The organism is Burkholderia sp. Bp8984, from assembly GCF_003853755.1.
Lineage (GTDB): Bacteria > Pseudomonadota > Gammaproteobacteria > Burkholderiales > Burkholderiaceae > Burkholderia.
The window spans coordinates 189,682-204,755 of record NZ_QTQN01000004.1 but is presented as its reverse complement, the minus strand read 5'-3'; the positions used below and the strand labels follow the sequence as shown (position 1 = coordinate 204,755).

Here is a 15,074-nt window from a genome sequence, read left to right as displayed (position 1 = left end):
GAAGCTTCGGTACATTCGCCGCCGTTCGGCGGCGGATGGCGCGAGCGTGCCGGTCCGTCCGGATGGAAACGGCGGTGCGCCGCGCATGACGATCGAGTTTGCCGCCCGACGCGGCATCCGGGGATACACTGTGGCGCTTTCGCGTCGGCGAGACACGTCCCGGCCGACGTGCGCCGCCAGCTATCCTTCCTCCGATTCGACCATGCAAACCGTAGCGGTACTCGACTTCGAAACAACCGGGCTTTCTCCGAACATGGGCGACAGGGCGACCGAGATCGCCGTGATCCTGCTGCGCGACGGCCAGATCGTCGACCGCTACCAGAGCCTCATGAACGCCGGCCGCCGCATTCCGTCCGACGTCGTCGCGCTCACGGGGATCACGAACGACATGATCGCGTCGGCGCCGCCGGTGGCGAAGGTCATGAAGGAAGCCGCCGCGTTCGTCGGCAGCCATCCCGTCGTCGCGCACAACGCCGGCTTCGACAAGCGGTTCTGGCAGGCCGAACTCGCGATGCTCGGGATGGCGGCCGAGCATGCGTTCGCATGCACGATGCTCGTCGCGCGGCGCCTCTACCCGCACGCGCAAAGTCACCGGCTGTCGAACCTCGCGACCATGCTGCGCTTGCCGCAGACGGGCCGTGCCCACCGCGCGATGGTCGACGCGGAGATCGCGAGCCATCTGTGGTGCCGGATGCAGCGCGACATCGGCGAGACTTACGGGTTGCGGCAGGTCGATCACGGGCTGATGTCGCGATTGCAGACGACGAGCAAGGCGAAGGTCGCGACGTTTTTCGGTTCATTGGCTGCCGACAGGCGCTGACGTTCGAGCGTCACTCGCCGGGATCCATCGGCACCTCGAGCCCGACCTTCACGCGGCTCATGCTCACGAGCGTCTTGAAGCGCTTCACGTTGTTGTTCGCGAAGAACAGCTCGCGCGTGAGCGCGTTGTACTGATCCATGTTGCGCACGGCGAGGATCAGCACGAAATCCCATTCCCCGGTCACGTAGTAGCACTGCTGGATCTGCGGGCAGCGCTCGAAGGTCCGCTTCATCGCGTCGAGCTGGTCGATCTGCTCGCGCTCGACCTCGACGTTCACGACGATCGTCAGCGGATGATCGACCTTCTCCGGCGCGACGACCGCCGTGTAGCGCACGATCACGCCGTCTTCCGCGAGCCGCCGCAGGCGGCGGTTCACGGCGGCGGTCGACAGGTTCACGCGGGCGCCGAGTTCGGTCTGCGGCGTGTTCGCGTCGCGCTGGACTTCCATCAGCAGCTTGCGATCGAACGCATCGAGTGGAGTGGGCATGATGGTGCGGCAGCCTCGAAAGAATGAGAAATTTTTGCGTCCGGAGCGCCGATTTGGCGATTTTATTGACCGGGATGCGCAATATTATTTTTCGGACCGACGGCGTGCGCAACCCGTATGCGCCCGCACCGCATTCACCGCCGGGCCGCCCGCGCGGCCCATTTCCGGAGCCCTTCCAGCCATGCTGATCGCCAATCCCCGCGCGTCGCGCACCGACTATCCCGACACGCTGCGCCGCATCATGAACATCGCCGCGGCCGACGAGAGCGGCGCGTGGCTCGCGCACTGGCCGCTCGTCGGCGCGGCTCGCACGCCGTTGCGCGCGCTGCCCGATCTGGCCGCGCGGCTCGGCGTCGCGAGCGTCAGCGTGAAGGACGAAGCGTGCCGTTCGCCGCTCGGCAGCTTCAAGGCGCTCGGCGCGCCGATCGCGCTGATGCGGCTCGTGAAGCGGTTGCGGCGCAACGAGGCGCTCGATCCGCAGGGGCTCGTCACGGGCCGCTACGCGGCGTCGCTGGCCGACCTGACGGTGATCAGCGCAACCGACGGCAATCACGGCCGCGCGCTGGCCGCCGCCGCGCGCGCGATCGGCTGCCGCTGCGTGATCGTGCTGCACGCGCACGTCGACGCGGAGCGCGAGCATGCGATCGCCGCGCATGGCGCACGGATCGTGCGGATCGCCGGCAACTACGACGAATCGGTCGTGCACGCCGCGCAGCTCGCGGACGCGAACGGCTGGCACGTGGTGTCCGATACGTCGTACGACGGCTACGAGGCGATTCCGCGCGACGTGATGCAGGGCTACGGCGTGATCGCGGCCGAGGCGCTCGCGCAGGCGGCGGGAGAGGGCAACCTCGGCGACGGCGATGGCAGCGGCGATAACCGGCCGTTCACGCACGTGTTCCTGCAGGGCGGCGTCGGCGGCCTTGCGGCCGGTGTCGCGAGCTATCTGTGGGAGCATGCCGGCGCACGGCGGCCGCATTTCATCGTCGTCGAGCCGCGCCAGGCCGATTGCCTGTACCAGAGCGCGCTCGCCGGGCGCGCGACGAAGGCGACCGGCAGCGTCGACTCGGTGATGGCGGGGCTCGCGTGCGGCGAGGCGTCGCCGCTCGCATGGGACTTTCTCGAGCCGGGCATCGATCACTTCATGCTGATCGACGACGACGACGCGGTGCAGGCGATGCGCGCGCTGGCCGCCGGCAGCGAACGCGACGTGCCGTTCGTGTCCGGCGAGTCGGGCGCGGCGGGCATCGCGGGGCTGACCGTGCTGATGCGCGATCCGGCGCTGGCGCGGCAGGCGGGGCTCGATGCGAACGCGCGTGTGCTGGCGATCAACACGGAAGGCGCGACCGCGCCGAGCGTCTACCGGCGGTGTGTCGGCGAGACGGCCGACGCGGTGCTGGCGCGCCAGCGCGACTGGCTGACGCGGACCCGCGCGGCCGCGGAAGCCTGAGCGCCCCGAACGACCTGACGACCGACGAGGCAAGCACGATGGACGCACTGGACGCAACGGCAGGAAGCACGCTGCAGGGCCGGCTGAAAACCTGGCGCCGGCATCTGCACCAGCACCCGGAGACGGGTTTCGAGGAAGTGAACACGTCGGACTACGTCGCGCGGATCCTGACGACGCTCGGGCTCGACGTGCAGCGCGGGATCGGCGGCACGGGGCTGGTCGCGAACCTGACGGCCGGCACCGGCACGCGCGCGATCGGCATCCGCGCGGACATGGACGCGCTGAACATCGCCGAGCACGCGCCGGGCCGCGAACATGCGTCGCGCACGCCGGGCAAGATGCACGCGTGCGGGCACGACGGCCACATGTCGATGGTGCTCGGCGCCGCGCAACTGCTGGCCGAGCGCAAGGACTTCGACGGCACCGTGCGCTTCATCTTCCAGCCGGCCGAGGAACATGGCCGCGGCGCGAAGGCGATGATGGCCGACGGGCTGTTCGAGCGCTTCCCGGTCGACGCGATCTTCGGCGCGCACAACATGCCGGGCATGCGCGCCGGCACGTTCGCGACGCGCGCGGGCGGCATCATGGCGAGCGAGGACAACTTCGTGATCCGGATCGACGGGCGCGGCACGCATGCGGCGCGCCCGCACATGGGCATCGATCCGATCGTGATCGGCTCGCAGATCGTGCTCGCGCTGCAGACGATCGTGTCGCGCAATCTCGATCCGGGCCTGCAGGCGGTGATCTCGTGCACCGAGTTCATCACCGACGGGCTGCGCAACGTGCTGCCGTCGACGGTGACGATCAAGGGCGACACGCGCAGCTATGCGCGCGACGTGCAAACGCTGCTCGAAACGCGGATGCGCGAGATCAGCGAAGGGATCTGCCGCGCGCACGGTGCGACCTGCACGTTCGAATACACGCACGAGTTCGCGCCGACGGTGAATTCCCCGGAATGGGTCGACACGGCCGTCGAGGCCGCGGCGCACGTCGCGGGCGCCGACGCGGTGAACGCCGACGTGCAGCCGATGATGATCTCGGAGGACTTCGGCGCGTTCCTGCAGGCGGTGCCGGGCAACTTCGTGTTCATCGGCAACGGCGAAGCGGCCGAGCGCGGCGGGGTGCCGCTGCACAACGCGGCGTACGATTTCAACGACGAGATTCTGCCGGTCGGCGCGCGGTATTTCGCGGAGGTGGCGCGACGGGCGTTGAAGGCGGCGTAGCAGGCCGTCGGCGGTCTGTTCGCAGGGCCCCGCTACGCGTTCGGTTCGCCGGCAGGCCGTTACGCTTCGGCCGCCCGCTTGGCCGACACGTCGGCCGTGCCGGTGCGATCGAGGATCGCCAGCACTTCGCGCGCGGTGTTCTCCGAATGGCTGCGCAGCACCTGCGGCAGCCGTGCGTGGTCGGGATCGGCGAGCGCAGCCATGATCGCTTCGTGCTCGTGCAGCGATTCGGCCCAGCGCAGCGTGTCCGCGTTCGCGGCGCCGCGCGCGCGGTGCACCTTCGACATCAGCGACGCATAAATGCCCGACAGCACCGGGTTGCCGGCCGCGTCGATGATCATCTGATGAATCTGCTGGTTCAGCCGGAAATACTCGACCCGCTTGCCGGCCTCGTGACACTCGACCATCCGCCGGTGCTTCGCCTGCAGCGAGGCGAGCGTCGACGTGCCGATCCGCTTGCGCAGCAATTCGCCCGCCATTGCCTCGAGCCCGTGCAGCAGCTCGAACGTCGACACGAGATCGTCGATGTCGATCGACGCGACGCGATAGCCGATGTACTGGCGATGCGTGACGGCGCCTTCCGCGACGAGCACCTTCAGCGCTTCGCGCAGCGGCGTCTTCGACACGTCGAACGCGAGGCTCAGTTCCTTTTCGTCGATCCGCGCGCCGGGCGGCAGTTCGCCCTCGTCGATCATCACGCGCAGGCGCGCGGCGATCTCCGCGGCCATGCCGCGCGTGCGCAGAAGCAGGGGATTGCGGGGTGTCTGGCTCATGATGGCGCAAGCTTATCACGATATCGGGGCTTACCCTGCACCACGATAGTGATAAAACAAATTCAATGAAACCAAGCGTTTACGCTAACGGTAATTATAAATTTCTAATCCTATACTCGGCTCAACGTTGCGCGACGTCCTGACCATCCTCGTTCATCCCTGGAGTCCGTCCATGTCTTCAACCTCCGGTGTCGCCGCCCTGACGGTCGGCAAGTCCGCCGTCCGCTGGAAGATATTCGTCGTCATGCTGAGCCTCATCGCGATCAACTACGTCGATCGCGCGTCGCTGTCCGTCGCCATGCCTTACATCTCGCAGGAGTTCAAGATCGGGCCGGCGATGGAGGGCCTGATCCTCAGCTCGTTCTTCTGGACCTATGCGGTGATGCAGATCCCGGGCGGGATGCTGGCCGACCGGTTCAAGCCGCGCATCGTGATCGCGACGGCGACCGTGTTCTGGGGCTTCTTCCAGGCGATCGCCGCGCTGTGCACGAACGCGCCGTCGCTGCTGCTCACGCGCCTCGGCCTCGGCGCATCCGAAGCGCCGATCTATCCGGCCGGCGGCAAGCTCAACGCGATCTGGATGACGCAGACCGAGCGCGGCCGCGGCGCCACGCTGCTCGACGGCGGCGCGCCGCTCGGCGCGGCCTTGGGCGCGGTGCTGATCGCCGGCCTGATCGCGCTGCTCGGCTCGTGGCGGCTCGCGTTCGCGGTGGCCGGCGTCGGCACCGTGCTGGCCGGTTTCCTCGCGTGGTACTACATCCGCAACACGCCGCGCGAGCATCCGGGCGTCAACGATCTCGAGGCCGACTACATCGAGGCGTCGCACGCGAGCGACCTCGCGGCCGAGCCGGCCGGTGCATCGGGGCGCTCGCGCGACTTCTTCAAATACCGCTCGGTGTGGTGCATGTTCTTCGGCTGGATGTGCTTCAACAGCGTGTTCTACGGGCTGCTCACGTGGATGCCGAACTACCTGCACAAGGTGCACGGCTTCGACATCAAGCAGATGGGCGGGTCGACCTTCATCATCTTTTTCTGCGGCTTCGTCGGCGAGCTGCTCGGCGGCTGGATCGCCGACAAGTGGAAAGCCGCGGGCGGGCGTCCGAACGTCGTGATGCGCACGCTGTTCGGCATCGCCGCGGTGATCGCGACCGTGTCGATCTTTTCCGTCGCCTACGTGAAGAGCCCGGTCGTGTGCGTCGCGCTGCTGTCGACGACGCTGTTCTTCCTGCGCTGGTGCGGGCTGTACTGGTGCATCCCGTCGTCGCTCGGCACACGCAACAAGATCGGCTTCCTCGGCGGCCTCATGAACCTCGGCGGCAACATCGGCGGCATCACCGTGCCGATCCTCGTCGGCGCGATCGTGCAGTTCACCGGTTCCTACTTCCTTGCGCTGATGGTGTTCGCGGCGGCCGGCGTCGGCCTGTTCGTGTGCTCCAGCGCGATCGACTACGAAAACAAGCTCCCCGTCTGACCGACCCCTTTCACTGCATCGACTGCATTCATTGGTAGAGAGAAAACCCATCATGAAGAAACGTACCCTGCTCGGCATGCTCACCCCTTCGTCCAACACGTCGCTCGAACCGCTGACGAGCGCGATGGTCGCCGGCCTGCCGGGCGTGTCCGCGCACTTCGCGCGCTTTCCCGTCACCGAAATCTCGCTGACGGGCCAGGCGCTCGGCCAGTTCGACGACGACAAGATCATCCAGGCCGCGATGCTGCTCGCGGACGCGAAGGTCGACGTGATCGCATGGAACGGCACGTCGTCCGGCTGGCTCGGCTTCGAGGCCGACGAGCGGCTGTGCCAGCGCATCACCGAAGCGACCGGGATCCCCGCCACGACCTCGGTGCTCGCGCTCAACGAGATCCTGAAGAAGACGAACGCGCACGAGTTCGGCCTCGTCACGCCGTATCTCGACGACGTGCAGACGAAGATCGTCGACAACTATCGCCGCTCGGGGCTGAACTGCATCGCCGAGCGCCATCTGAACCTGAAGGTCAATTTCTCGTTCTCCGAAGTGACGGGCGACCAGATCGGCGGGATGGTGCGCGAAGTGGCGAAGGCCGGCCCGCGCGCGATCTCGATCTTCTGCACGAACCTGAACGCCGCGCACCTGGTGCCGGCGCTTGAGGAAGAGACGGGCATTCCGATCTACGACACGATCTCGACCGTCGTGTGGAAGTCGCTGCAGCTCGCCGACTACGACACGCGGCAGGTGAAGGGCTGGGGGCGTCTCTTCAGCGACGTGATCTGAGGCGCGCGTCATGTCGAACGATCTCGATTTCGTGATCCGTCACGCGGACGTCGTGACGGCGGCGGACCGGTTCTCGTGCGACATCGGCATCCGCGCGGGGCGCGTGGCCATGCTCGGCCACGGGCTGCCGCGCGCGCCGCGCGAGCTCGATGCGAGCGGCATGCTCGTGATGCCGGGCGGCGTCGATGCGCACTGCCACCTCGACCAGCCGATGCCCGACGGGCTGAAGATGGCCGACGATTTCCTGTCCGGCACGCGCTCCGCGCTGTGCGGCGGCACGACCACCGTCGTGCCGTTCGCCGCGCAGGCGAAGGGGCAGTCGCTGCAGGCGGCCGTCGACGACTATCACCGGCGCGCGGAAGGGCGCGCGCTGATCGACTACGGTTTTCACCTGATCGTCGCCGATCCGACGCCGCACGTGCTGGCCGACGAGCTGCCGCGGCTGATCGCGAACGGCTACACGTCGTTCAAGGTGTACATGACCTACGACGACCTGAAGCTGAACGACCGGCAGATGCTCGACGTGCTGTCGGTCGCGCGCGAGCACGGCGCGCTCGTGATGGTGCATGCGGAGAATTCGGACTGCATCGGCTGGCTGACCGAGCGGCTGCTCGGCGACGGCCACGTCGCGCCGCATTTTCATGCGCACGCGCGGCCGGCCGTGGTCGAGCGCGAGGCGACGCATCGCGCGATCGCGTTCGCGGAACTCGTCGACGTGCCGATCCTGATCGTGCATGTATCGGGCGCCGAGGCGATCGAGCAGATTCGCTGGGGGCAGTCGCGCGGGCTGCCAATTCTCGCCGAAACCTGCCCGCAGTACCTGTATCTGACGGCCGCCGATCTCGGTCATCACGGTCACGACGGCTACGAAGGCGCGAAATGCGTATGCAGCCCGCCGCCGCGCGATCCGGCGAACCAGCAGGCGGTGTGGAAGGCGCTGAAGCAGGGCGTGTTCTCGGTATTCTCGTCCGATCACGCGCCGTTCAACTACGACGATCCGTGCGGCAAGCATCCGGGCGGGCAGGCCGTCTCGTTCGACCATATCCCGAACGGCATTCCGGGGCTGGAGACGCGCCTGCCGCTGCTGTTCGACGGCGTGCGCAACGGGCGCCTGTCGCTGCACCAGTTCGTCGAGCTGACGTCGCTGCGCCCCGCGAAGCTGTACGGGCTGTATCCGCGCAAGGGGACGATCGCGGTCGGCGCCGACGCGGATATCGTCGTGTGGGATCCGGACAAGCGCGTGCGGATCGCGAATGCGTCGCTGCATCATGCGGTCGACTACACGCCTTATGAAGGGATCGAGGTGACGGGCTGGCCGCGTCATTGCCTGTCGCGCGGCGAGCTGCTCGTCGAGGACGGCCGGCTGCTCGCGGCGGAGCCGGGGCGCGGGCAGTTCCTGCCGGCCGGCAAGCCGTGCCTCGACTGATGTCGCGCGATGCGATTGCGATGTGAGCGCCCGCGCGACGCGGCGGGCGCCGTTTCAACAGGAGCTACGATGAGCGTTTCCCTCGCAATGCGCGGCCTCGCGGCCGCGGCGATCGTCGCCGGGTCATGCGGCGGCGGCCCGGCGCTGGCTGCCGGCGGCGCGCCGCAGGACCCGCCGAGCGTCGTGCCCGAAGCGGCCGGCGTCGATTCGGCGCCGCTCGTGCGGCTGTCCGAATGGCTGCGCCGCGACCGGATGGACGTGCGCAGCCTGGTCGTCGTGAAGGACGGCAAGATCGTGTTCGAGCGCTACGGCGACGGCCTCACGCGCGACAACAACTACGAGCTGTATTCGGTGACGAAGACGATCACCGCGCTGCTCGCCGGCATTCTCGACGGCGAGGGCAAGCTCGGCCCGTCGACGAAGGTCGCGCCGCTGATCGCGGCCGCGCGGCCCGATCTCGCGGGCGAACTCGCGGACAAGCAGGATATCGAGCTGCGGCACCTGATGTCGATGTCGAGCGGGTTGCGCTACACGACGCGCGAAGGCACCGATCCGCTGTACTACGACGCGCCCGACCGGCTGCAGGTTGCCGTGACGAGCCGTGCCGCGCAGCCGCCCGGCACGCATTTCGACTACATCGACGTGAACCCGGTGCTGGTCGGTACGGCCGTGTCGATCGCCGCGGGCGAGCGCGAGGACGACTTCGCGCGCGAGCGGCTGTTCGAGCCGCTCGGCTTCGCGCACTACCGCTGGAGCGGCGCCGACGGCACCGGCGCGGTGGCGGGTGGCTGGGGCCTGCGGCTGCGCGCCGTCGACATGGCGAAGATCGGCATGCTGCTGCTCGACAATGGCCGCTGGAACGGCAAGCAGGTCGTGCCGGCCGGCTGGGTCCGGCAGATGACGAGGCCATCGCCGGCCGCGGCCGACTACGGCTACTACTGCTGGATCGGCCATGTCGTCGAGCGCGGCACGCCGGAATTCGGCGCGATGGGCTTCAAGGGGCAGTTCATCACGGTGCTGCCCGCGCAGCGCGCGGTCGTCGTGATGACGAGCCTGCTGCCGACCGACGGCGGGTTGCGCGACGCGACCTACCTGAACCTCTATCGGCGGATGGTCGGCGACTACATCCTGCCGGCGCTCACGCCCGCGCGGCCGCCGGTCGAAAGCGCGGCAGCCACGCAGGCGCTGCGCGACGAACTCGAGCGCAGCCGGCAGACGAAGGGGGTGCCCGGTACCGCCACCGCGTTCAACGATGCACCGGAGATTTGATGAGGATTGCAAATTTCAGTGACCATTCGTCCGTGTGGCGTTCCGATGCACGGCGGCCCGCTGCGCCGTTCATGCGCCGGCTGCTCGCACGGGTTGCCGCGTTGCTGATCGGCGGCGGGGCGCTGGCCTCGGCATCGGCACCGATGCTGTCCGTGGCGCACGCGGCCGACGCGTTGCCGCTGCATGAAACCGGCATCGCGGCGGCCGCACCCGAAGACGTCGGCGTCGATTCGCGCAGGCTCGTCGCGCTGTCGCGCTGGATCCGCGAGCAGAAGCTCGACGTGTACAGCCTGCTCGTCGTGAAGGACGGCAAGCTGATCTTCGAGCGCTACGGCGCGAACGCGTCGCGCGACTCGACCTACGAGCTGTACTCGGTGACGAAGGCCGTGACGTCGCTCGTCGCGGGCATCCTGGTCGAGCAGGGCGCCGTGCAGCTCGACGAGCCGGTGGCCGCGCGGCTTGCCGCGTGGCGCCCCGAGCTCGGCGGCGCGCTCGCGGACAAGCGCGGCATCGAATTGAAGCACGTGCTGTCGATGTCGAGCGGCCTGCATTACGACTTCAGCCCGAAGGACGATCCGATCTACTACACCGCGCCGGACCGGCTGAAGCTCGCCGCGTCGGCCGCGCCGAAGGTCGCGCCGGGCACCGCGTTCGAGTACACCGACGTGAACCCGATCCTCGCGTCGGCGATGTTGAGCGCGGCGGCCGGCGAGCCCGTCGAGCGCTATGCGCGCACGCACCTGTTCGGCCCGCTCGACATGAAGCGCGCGGCATGGGAGCGCGCGGATCGCACCGGGCTCGTGTCGGCCGGCTGGGGGCTGCGGCTGCGCGCCGTCGACATGGCGAAGATCGGCATGCTCGTGCTCGACGGCGGGCACTGGCAGGGGCGGCAGGTGGTGCCGCGGGCGTGGATCGCGCAGATGACGGCGCCGCGCGTGTCGCCGCACTTCGGCTACTACTGGTGGATCAACAACATCGTCGACAGCGAGCCGGAATTCGACGCGATGGGCTTCAAGGGGCAATTCATCACGGTGTTGCCGAAGCGCAATACGGTGATCGTGATGACGGGCGTGCTGCCGGTGGGCGGCGGCCTGCGCGACGCGGAGAACGTGAAGCTGTTCCGGCGGATGGTGAACGGCTACATCCTGCCGGCGCTCGATGGCGGTGCGGCGTCGGGGCAGGGCGGCGGCGCCGGCGATACGCTTGCGGCGCTGCGCGACGAACTCGAAGTGAGTGCGCGCACCGCGGGCGTGCCCGGCACGCAGCTCGATCCGACGGATCTGCCGAAGTAGGCGCGTCGATACGTGTGCGGCGCTGCGTGTGGAGCGGGAAGTGAGTGCGTGCTCCGTGGGCGTGCCCGGCGCGCAGGTCGATTCGACGGATCTGCCGAAGTAGCGTCGGGCATGTGTCCGGTCGGCCCGATGCAGGCGGGCCGGACACACCGCGTGTCCCACATCACACCAGTTCACCCAGGCACGCGTCGAACTGCGCGACGAGCGTGTCGACATCGTCGGCCGTCGTCTGCGGACACACGAGCATCATGTTGTGGAACGGCGTGATCAGCACCCCGCGGTTCAGCAGATACAGATGCACGATGTGCTCGAGTTCGCTGTCGAGCTGCTCGCCGGCGATCGTGCCGTTGCGTGGCGGCACCGGCGTGAACTGGAACTCGGTGCGTGCGCCGATGCGCGTCACGCACCACGGCAGCCGATGCTTCGCGATCGCCTGTTCGAGCCCGGTCGCTAGCCGCGTGGCCAGTTCGAACATATGCGCATACGCGGCATCGGTCGCGACGTCGGCGAGCGTCGCGCGCATCGCATGCATCGCGAGCATGTTCGCGGTGAGCGTCGTGCCGATCCCGGAATGGCCGGGCGGTGCGCTCAGCTTCGCCTGTTTCGCGCGTTCCGCGAATTCGGCGCTGAATCCGTACACCGCGCACGGCACGCCGCCCGCGATCGGCTTGCCGACCACCAGCGCGTCCGGTTCGAGACCGTGTGCGGCCGCGTAGCCACCCGGGCCGCTGCTGATCGTGTGGGTTTCGTCGATCACGAGCAGCGTGCCGTAGCGGCGCGTGAGTTCGCGCGCCGCCTCCCAGAAGCCCGGCTCGGGCAGCACCATCCCGATGTTCGTCATCGCCGGCTCGGCGAGCACGCATGCGACGTCGCCATCCTTCAGCGCCGCCTCGAGCGCGGCCAGATCGTTGAACTCGACCACGCGCGTGTTCGCGAGCAGGTCGTAGGACTGCCCGAGCAGGCTGTCGCGCTGCACCGGGCGGCCGTCGACGAGATCGACGAACACGTCGTCGACCGTGCCGTGATAGCAGCCGTTGAACACGACGATCGTGTTGCGGCCGGTGGCCGCGCGCGCCCAGCGCAGCACGAAGCGATTCGCGTCGCTCGCGCTCAGCGCGAACTGCCAGACCGGCAGCCTGAAGCGGCGCGCGAGTTCGCGCGACACCCAGGCGGCGTCCTCGCTCGGCAGCATCGTCGTGTAGCCGCGCGTCGCCTGTTCGGCGAGCGCGCGTGCGACCGGCTCGGGTGCATGGCCGAACATCGCGCCCGTGTCGCCGAGACAGAAGTCCGCGTAACGATGACCGTCGACGTCGGTGAAGGTCGCGCCGCGCGCCTCCTTCACGACCAGCGAGAACGGGGTCGACCAGTCCTGCATCCAGTGCAGCGGCACGCCGAACAGCAAATGCTCGGACGCTTCCGCGGACAACGCGCGGGAGATCGGCATGGCTTCGGTGAATGCACGGCGCTCGCGATCGAACAGCGCGCGGGCGCGGATGAGGTCGACTCCGTGGCGGGAAGGCAAAGGCAACTCCTGGGCTGTGAAGGTGGAGCAACGATAGCGCGGCGGGCGGGGGCTGAACAGACGCAGAATTACCGACACCGATGCGCAAGTGAGTACGGCATGTTCGCGGCGAATTCCTGTTTGATTTCGAGATTGCACAGGTAAATCGAAACCCGGCAGAAACATGAAGGTTTTCATGGATTCTGGTATGAGGTTTCGCGACCTATCGTGGTGATAAGCCGTGGCGCATGCGATCTGCCGGATGCCATCGTTGCTGGCTGTGCAGCGTATCCGACGCACGATCGCAATGGCTGGCGGGTGCTTCGATCGCACACGCATACGGCTGAGCGAAGCGAATTCCACCTCGCATTGCAGGCCAATTTCGGGATAACGGAATGCCGATTTTTCATGCGATGGTGATCGGGCGCTCGAAACGGGCCGGCTATTTCGGCAACCGGGTTTCAACCATCCTGAAAGCGGGACCTCACAATGAAGATCCACCATCAACTCGCCGCGCTCGCCGCTTGCTGCGCATTGGCCGGCCTGACGTACGCCGGGCCGACATCGCCGCAGGCGGTCGTCAAGAAGATCACGCTGACCGCGAACATCGGCGACAGTCTGTTCGTTTCGAGGCCGGACAACTCGGCGTTGGGCGATGTGGTCGAACTGAACGCGACGGGCGGCGCGCAGCAGACCGTCGGCGCAACGTTGCCGATTCGCGTGCGCGCGACGAATCCCGATATCAACGTCGTACTGTTGCGGCCGTCCGGATCGCCGAGCGGCGTTGACGGCCTGGCCGATGTGAAGGTCGGTCTGACGGACAACGCGGGCGACCGGGGCACGGTGCCTGGCGCCGGCCGGCCGGTCAGGCTGGCGAAGCGCGGACACGACGGTTTCGACGGCTACGACGAAACGCATGACGTGAAGATCAGCGCGCACGTGCAGGACGTGCACGCAACCGGGCAGCCGACTGTCGGCCGTAATCCGGCCAGTGTCGTGCTGGTGTTCGAACCGGCCGCGTCGGCTGGTCGCGAGCCGGCGGTGGAGCGGGTTTCCGCAGTCGGCGAGTAAGGCCGTGGCCCCGTCGGACGTATCGGGCGGGGTTTTTCAGTCGAAGTTTTTGCGCATAAACATACGACAACCTATCTCTAGGGGCGCGAAATTGGAAGTGAGTGTGTACTCACATTTACGGCATTAAACCAATATAAACGGAGTAAACAACCAATTCATCCCCAGCCTCGATCGCGTCTAGGCTGCACAATATGGTACGACGACATATGAATGGGGCGCGTTCGACCGCGACGATCAGCCCGCGAACGATGCGGTACACACGCGGCCGCCGGTCGCGCGGAACGTGGCGATCTCGGACGTGACGTTGAGCGGCGTGACTGCGTCGTGTTTCCAGGCGATCGTCGTGCAGGGGCCGGTTGCGTTCGACTACAACGGCACGCCGCCGCTGCCCGCCGTGCAGCCGATTTCCCGCGTGACGATCGGCAACTACGACTTCGGCACGCCGGTGTATCGGGCATGCCGATGGTCACATCGCCGGGGGCGATCCATGCATTCAACGTGAGCGCGATGACGCTGACGAACGTGACGATCGCCAGGCAGGCAGCAACGCGACGAGCACCGGCAAGCGGTGGCGCAACGGGGTGGAGGGGCGTTCGCGTGCGGCCGGCCGATGCGCGCGAACGCGACGCGTCATGCCAGCGTCTTGACCATGTGATGTTCATCGTAGAAGCGGCCGTCGACGAACAGCGAACGCGGTTCCGTGCCGAACCGGACGAACCCTTGAGACACATACAAGCGTTCCGCGGTGCCGTTGATCTCGTTCACGCACAGGATCAGTTGCCTGCACTTCCACGCATGCGCCGCATGCGCGGTCGCGCCGTCGAGCAGCGATTGCGCAATGCCGCGGCCACGATACGCGGGGTCGACGAACACGCCCCAGATCGTCGCCTTGTGCGCGACCTTGGCGCGCGCGTCGCGGCGCACGCCCGTGATGCCGACGAGCGATGCATCGTCGAATGCGCCGAACACGGCGCGCTCGTGGGTGGGCGTGATGCGCGTCGCGAATTCGTCGACCGGGACGCCGGCTTCCTCGTCGCGGGTCGGCAGGAACGAAGTCGGCGACGAGTCGACCGCGCGCAGGCGGACGGACTGGAATTGCGCCGCGTCGGCGGCGTCGAGCAGGCGGATCGTGATCATCGGTCGGTGTTGTCGTTGGTGTGCCGGAAGGTCGGAATCTGCGGCGCCGTGCGCGGCAAGGCATCGACCGATGCTAATCGAAAACACACGCATTTGCCGGTGCGATCGGCACGCCGCATCGACAGGCGTGAAGCGCGCTACCGAGGCGCGAGTGATGGTCGGGATGACGCGTGGAGCATCGCTGCGCGTTCGCGAAGTCCGCAGGCAATCGTGCTCGGGGCGCCGAACGCATGCGCGTGGAAACGAGCCGGATGCGAACGCACCTGCCGTTGCGTTGGACGCGAACGCGTGCATGTGGCGCGCGACGTGAGGAACGTGACGACGCAGTGCCGTGCGCGACAGGCATGCCGCGCCGACTCGTGGAAGAGGGATG

General features: G+C 67.7%; 13 protein-coding genes and 1 pseudogene. 10 read left to right on the top strand and 4 right to left on the bottom strand.

Going from position 1 to position 15,074, the window contains the following annotated elements:
- Nucleotides 1-202 precede the first annotated feature (202 nt).
- Nucleotides 203-820: a PolC-type DNA polymerase III gene (locus DID98_RS06625; RefSeq protein ID WP_124520134.1), complete on the top strand. Its 618-nt coding sequence runs from the start codon at nt 203-205 to the stop codon at nt 818-820.
- A gap of 10 nt (nt 821-830) precedes the next feature.
- Here the strand turns inward: DID98_RS06625 and DID98_RS06620 are convergent, their stop codons facing one another.
- On the bottom strand, nt 831-1,307 hold the full coding sequence (locus DID98_RS06620) for an Lrp/AsnC family transcriptional regulator (RefSeq protein WP_124520132.1): 477 nt from the start codon (nt 1,305-1,307) through the stop codon (nt 831-833).
- A gap of 181 nt (nt 1,308-1,488) precedes the next feature.
- Here DID98_RS06620 and DID98_RS06615 point away from each other — a divergent pair, with 181 nt between their 5' ends.
- The gene (locus DID98_RS06615; RefSeq protein WP_124520130.1) at nt 1,489-2,757 is read left to right on the top strand and encodes a diaminopropionate ammonia-lyase; all 1,269 of its coding nucleotides are present in this window, start codon (nt 1,489-1,491) and stop codon (nt 2,755-2,757) included.
- A 38-nt stretch (nt 2,758-2,795) separates the two neighbouring features.
- A complete protein-coding gene (locus DID98_RS06610) occupies nt 2,796-3,980 on the top strand; it encodes a M20 aminoacylase family protein (RefSeq protein WP_124520128.1) in 1,185 nt (394 codons plus the stop codon).
- A 59-nt stretch (nt 3,981-4,039) separates the two neighbouring features.
- Here the strand turns inward: DID98_RS06610 and DID98_RS06605 are convergent, their stop codons facing one another.
- A complete protein-coding gene (locus tag DID98_RS06605; protein ID WP_124486016.1) occupies nt 4,040-4,753 on the bottom strand; it encodes a GntR family transcriptional regulator in 714 nt (237 codons plus the stop codon).
- Nucleotides 4,754-4,925: 172 nt separating this feature from the next.
- Between DID98_RS06605 and DID98_RS06600 the strand changes: the two genes are divergently transcribed.
- From DID98_RS06600 to DID98_RS06580, 5 genes are all read left to right on the top strand, one after another.
- Nucleotides 4,926-6,224, top strand: a complete 1,299-nt coding sequence (locus tag DID98_RS06600) for an MFS transporter (RefSeq protein ID WP_124486017.1) — start codon at nt 4,926-4,928, stop codon at nt 6,222-6,224.
- 52 nt (nt 6,225-6,276) lie between these two features.
- Nucleotides 6,277-7,005, top strand: a complete 729-nt coding sequence (locus DID98_RS06595; RefSeq protein WP_124486018.1) for an aspartate/glutamate racemase family protein — start codon at nt 6,277-6,279, stop codon at nt 7,003-7,005.
- Nucleotides 7,006-7,015: 10 nt separating this feature from the next.
- Nucleotides 7,016-8,431, top strand: coding sequence for a dihydropyrimidinase (gene hydA / locus DID98_RS06590; protein WP_124486019.1), 1,416 nt, complete (start codon nt 7,016-7,018; stop codon nt 8,429-8,431).
- Between the two features lie 69 nt (nt 8,432-8,500).
- Nucleotides 8,501-9,700: a serine hydrolase gene (locus DID98_RS06585; RefSeq protein ID WP_124520126.1), complete on the top strand. Its 1,200-nt coding sequence runs from the start codon at nt 8,501-8,503 to the stop codon at nt 9,698-9,700.
- Nucleotides 9,700-10,992 carry a serine hydrolase gene (locus DID98_RS06580; RefSeq protein ID WP_185500304.1) on the top strand — a complete coding sequence of 431 codons (1,293 nt, stop codon included), beginning with the start codon at nt 9,700-9,702 and terminating at the stop codon, nt 10,990-10,992. Before DID98_RS06585 ends, DID98_RS06580 begins: the two co-directional genes overlap by 1 nt.
- A gap of 163 nt (nt 10,993-11,155) precedes the next feature.
- On the opposite strand, the gene DID98_RS06575 is transcribed toward DID98_RS06580, so the two are convergent.
- On the bottom strand, nt 11,156-12,514 hold the full coding sequence (locus DID98_RS06575; RefSeq protein ID WP_124520124.1) for an aspartate aminotransferase family protein: 1,359 nt from the start codon (nt 12,512-12,514) through the stop codon (nt 11,156-11,158).
- Nucleotides 12,515-12,982: 468 nt separating this feature from the next.
- On the opposite strand from DID98_RS06575, the gene DID98_RS06570 reads away from it, so the two are divergent.
- Both DID98_RS06570 and DID98_RS36175 read left to right on the top strand, forming a co-directional pair.
- On the top strand, nt 12,983-13,564 hold the full coding sequence (locus tag DID98_RS06570) for a hypothetical protein (protein ID WP_124520122.1): 582 nt from the start codon (nt 12,983-12,985) through the stop codon (nt 13,562-13,564).
- A gap of 181 nt (nt 13,565-13,745) precedes the next feature.
- A pseudogene (locus tag DID98_RS36175) lies at nt 13,746-14,104 on the top strand (endopolygalacturonase); the annotation flags it as partial.
- Between the two features lie 90 nt (nt 14,105-14,194).
- Here DID98_RS36175 and DID98_RS06560 read toward each other — a convergent pair.
- Nucleotides 14,195-14,701: a GNAT family N-acetyltransferase gene (locus DID98_RS06560; RefSeq protein WP_124486024.1), complete on the bottom strand. Its 507-nt coding sequence runs from the start codon at nt 14,699-14,701 to the stop codon at nt 14,195-14,197.
- Nucleotides 14,702-15,074: the final 373 nt, after the last annotated feature.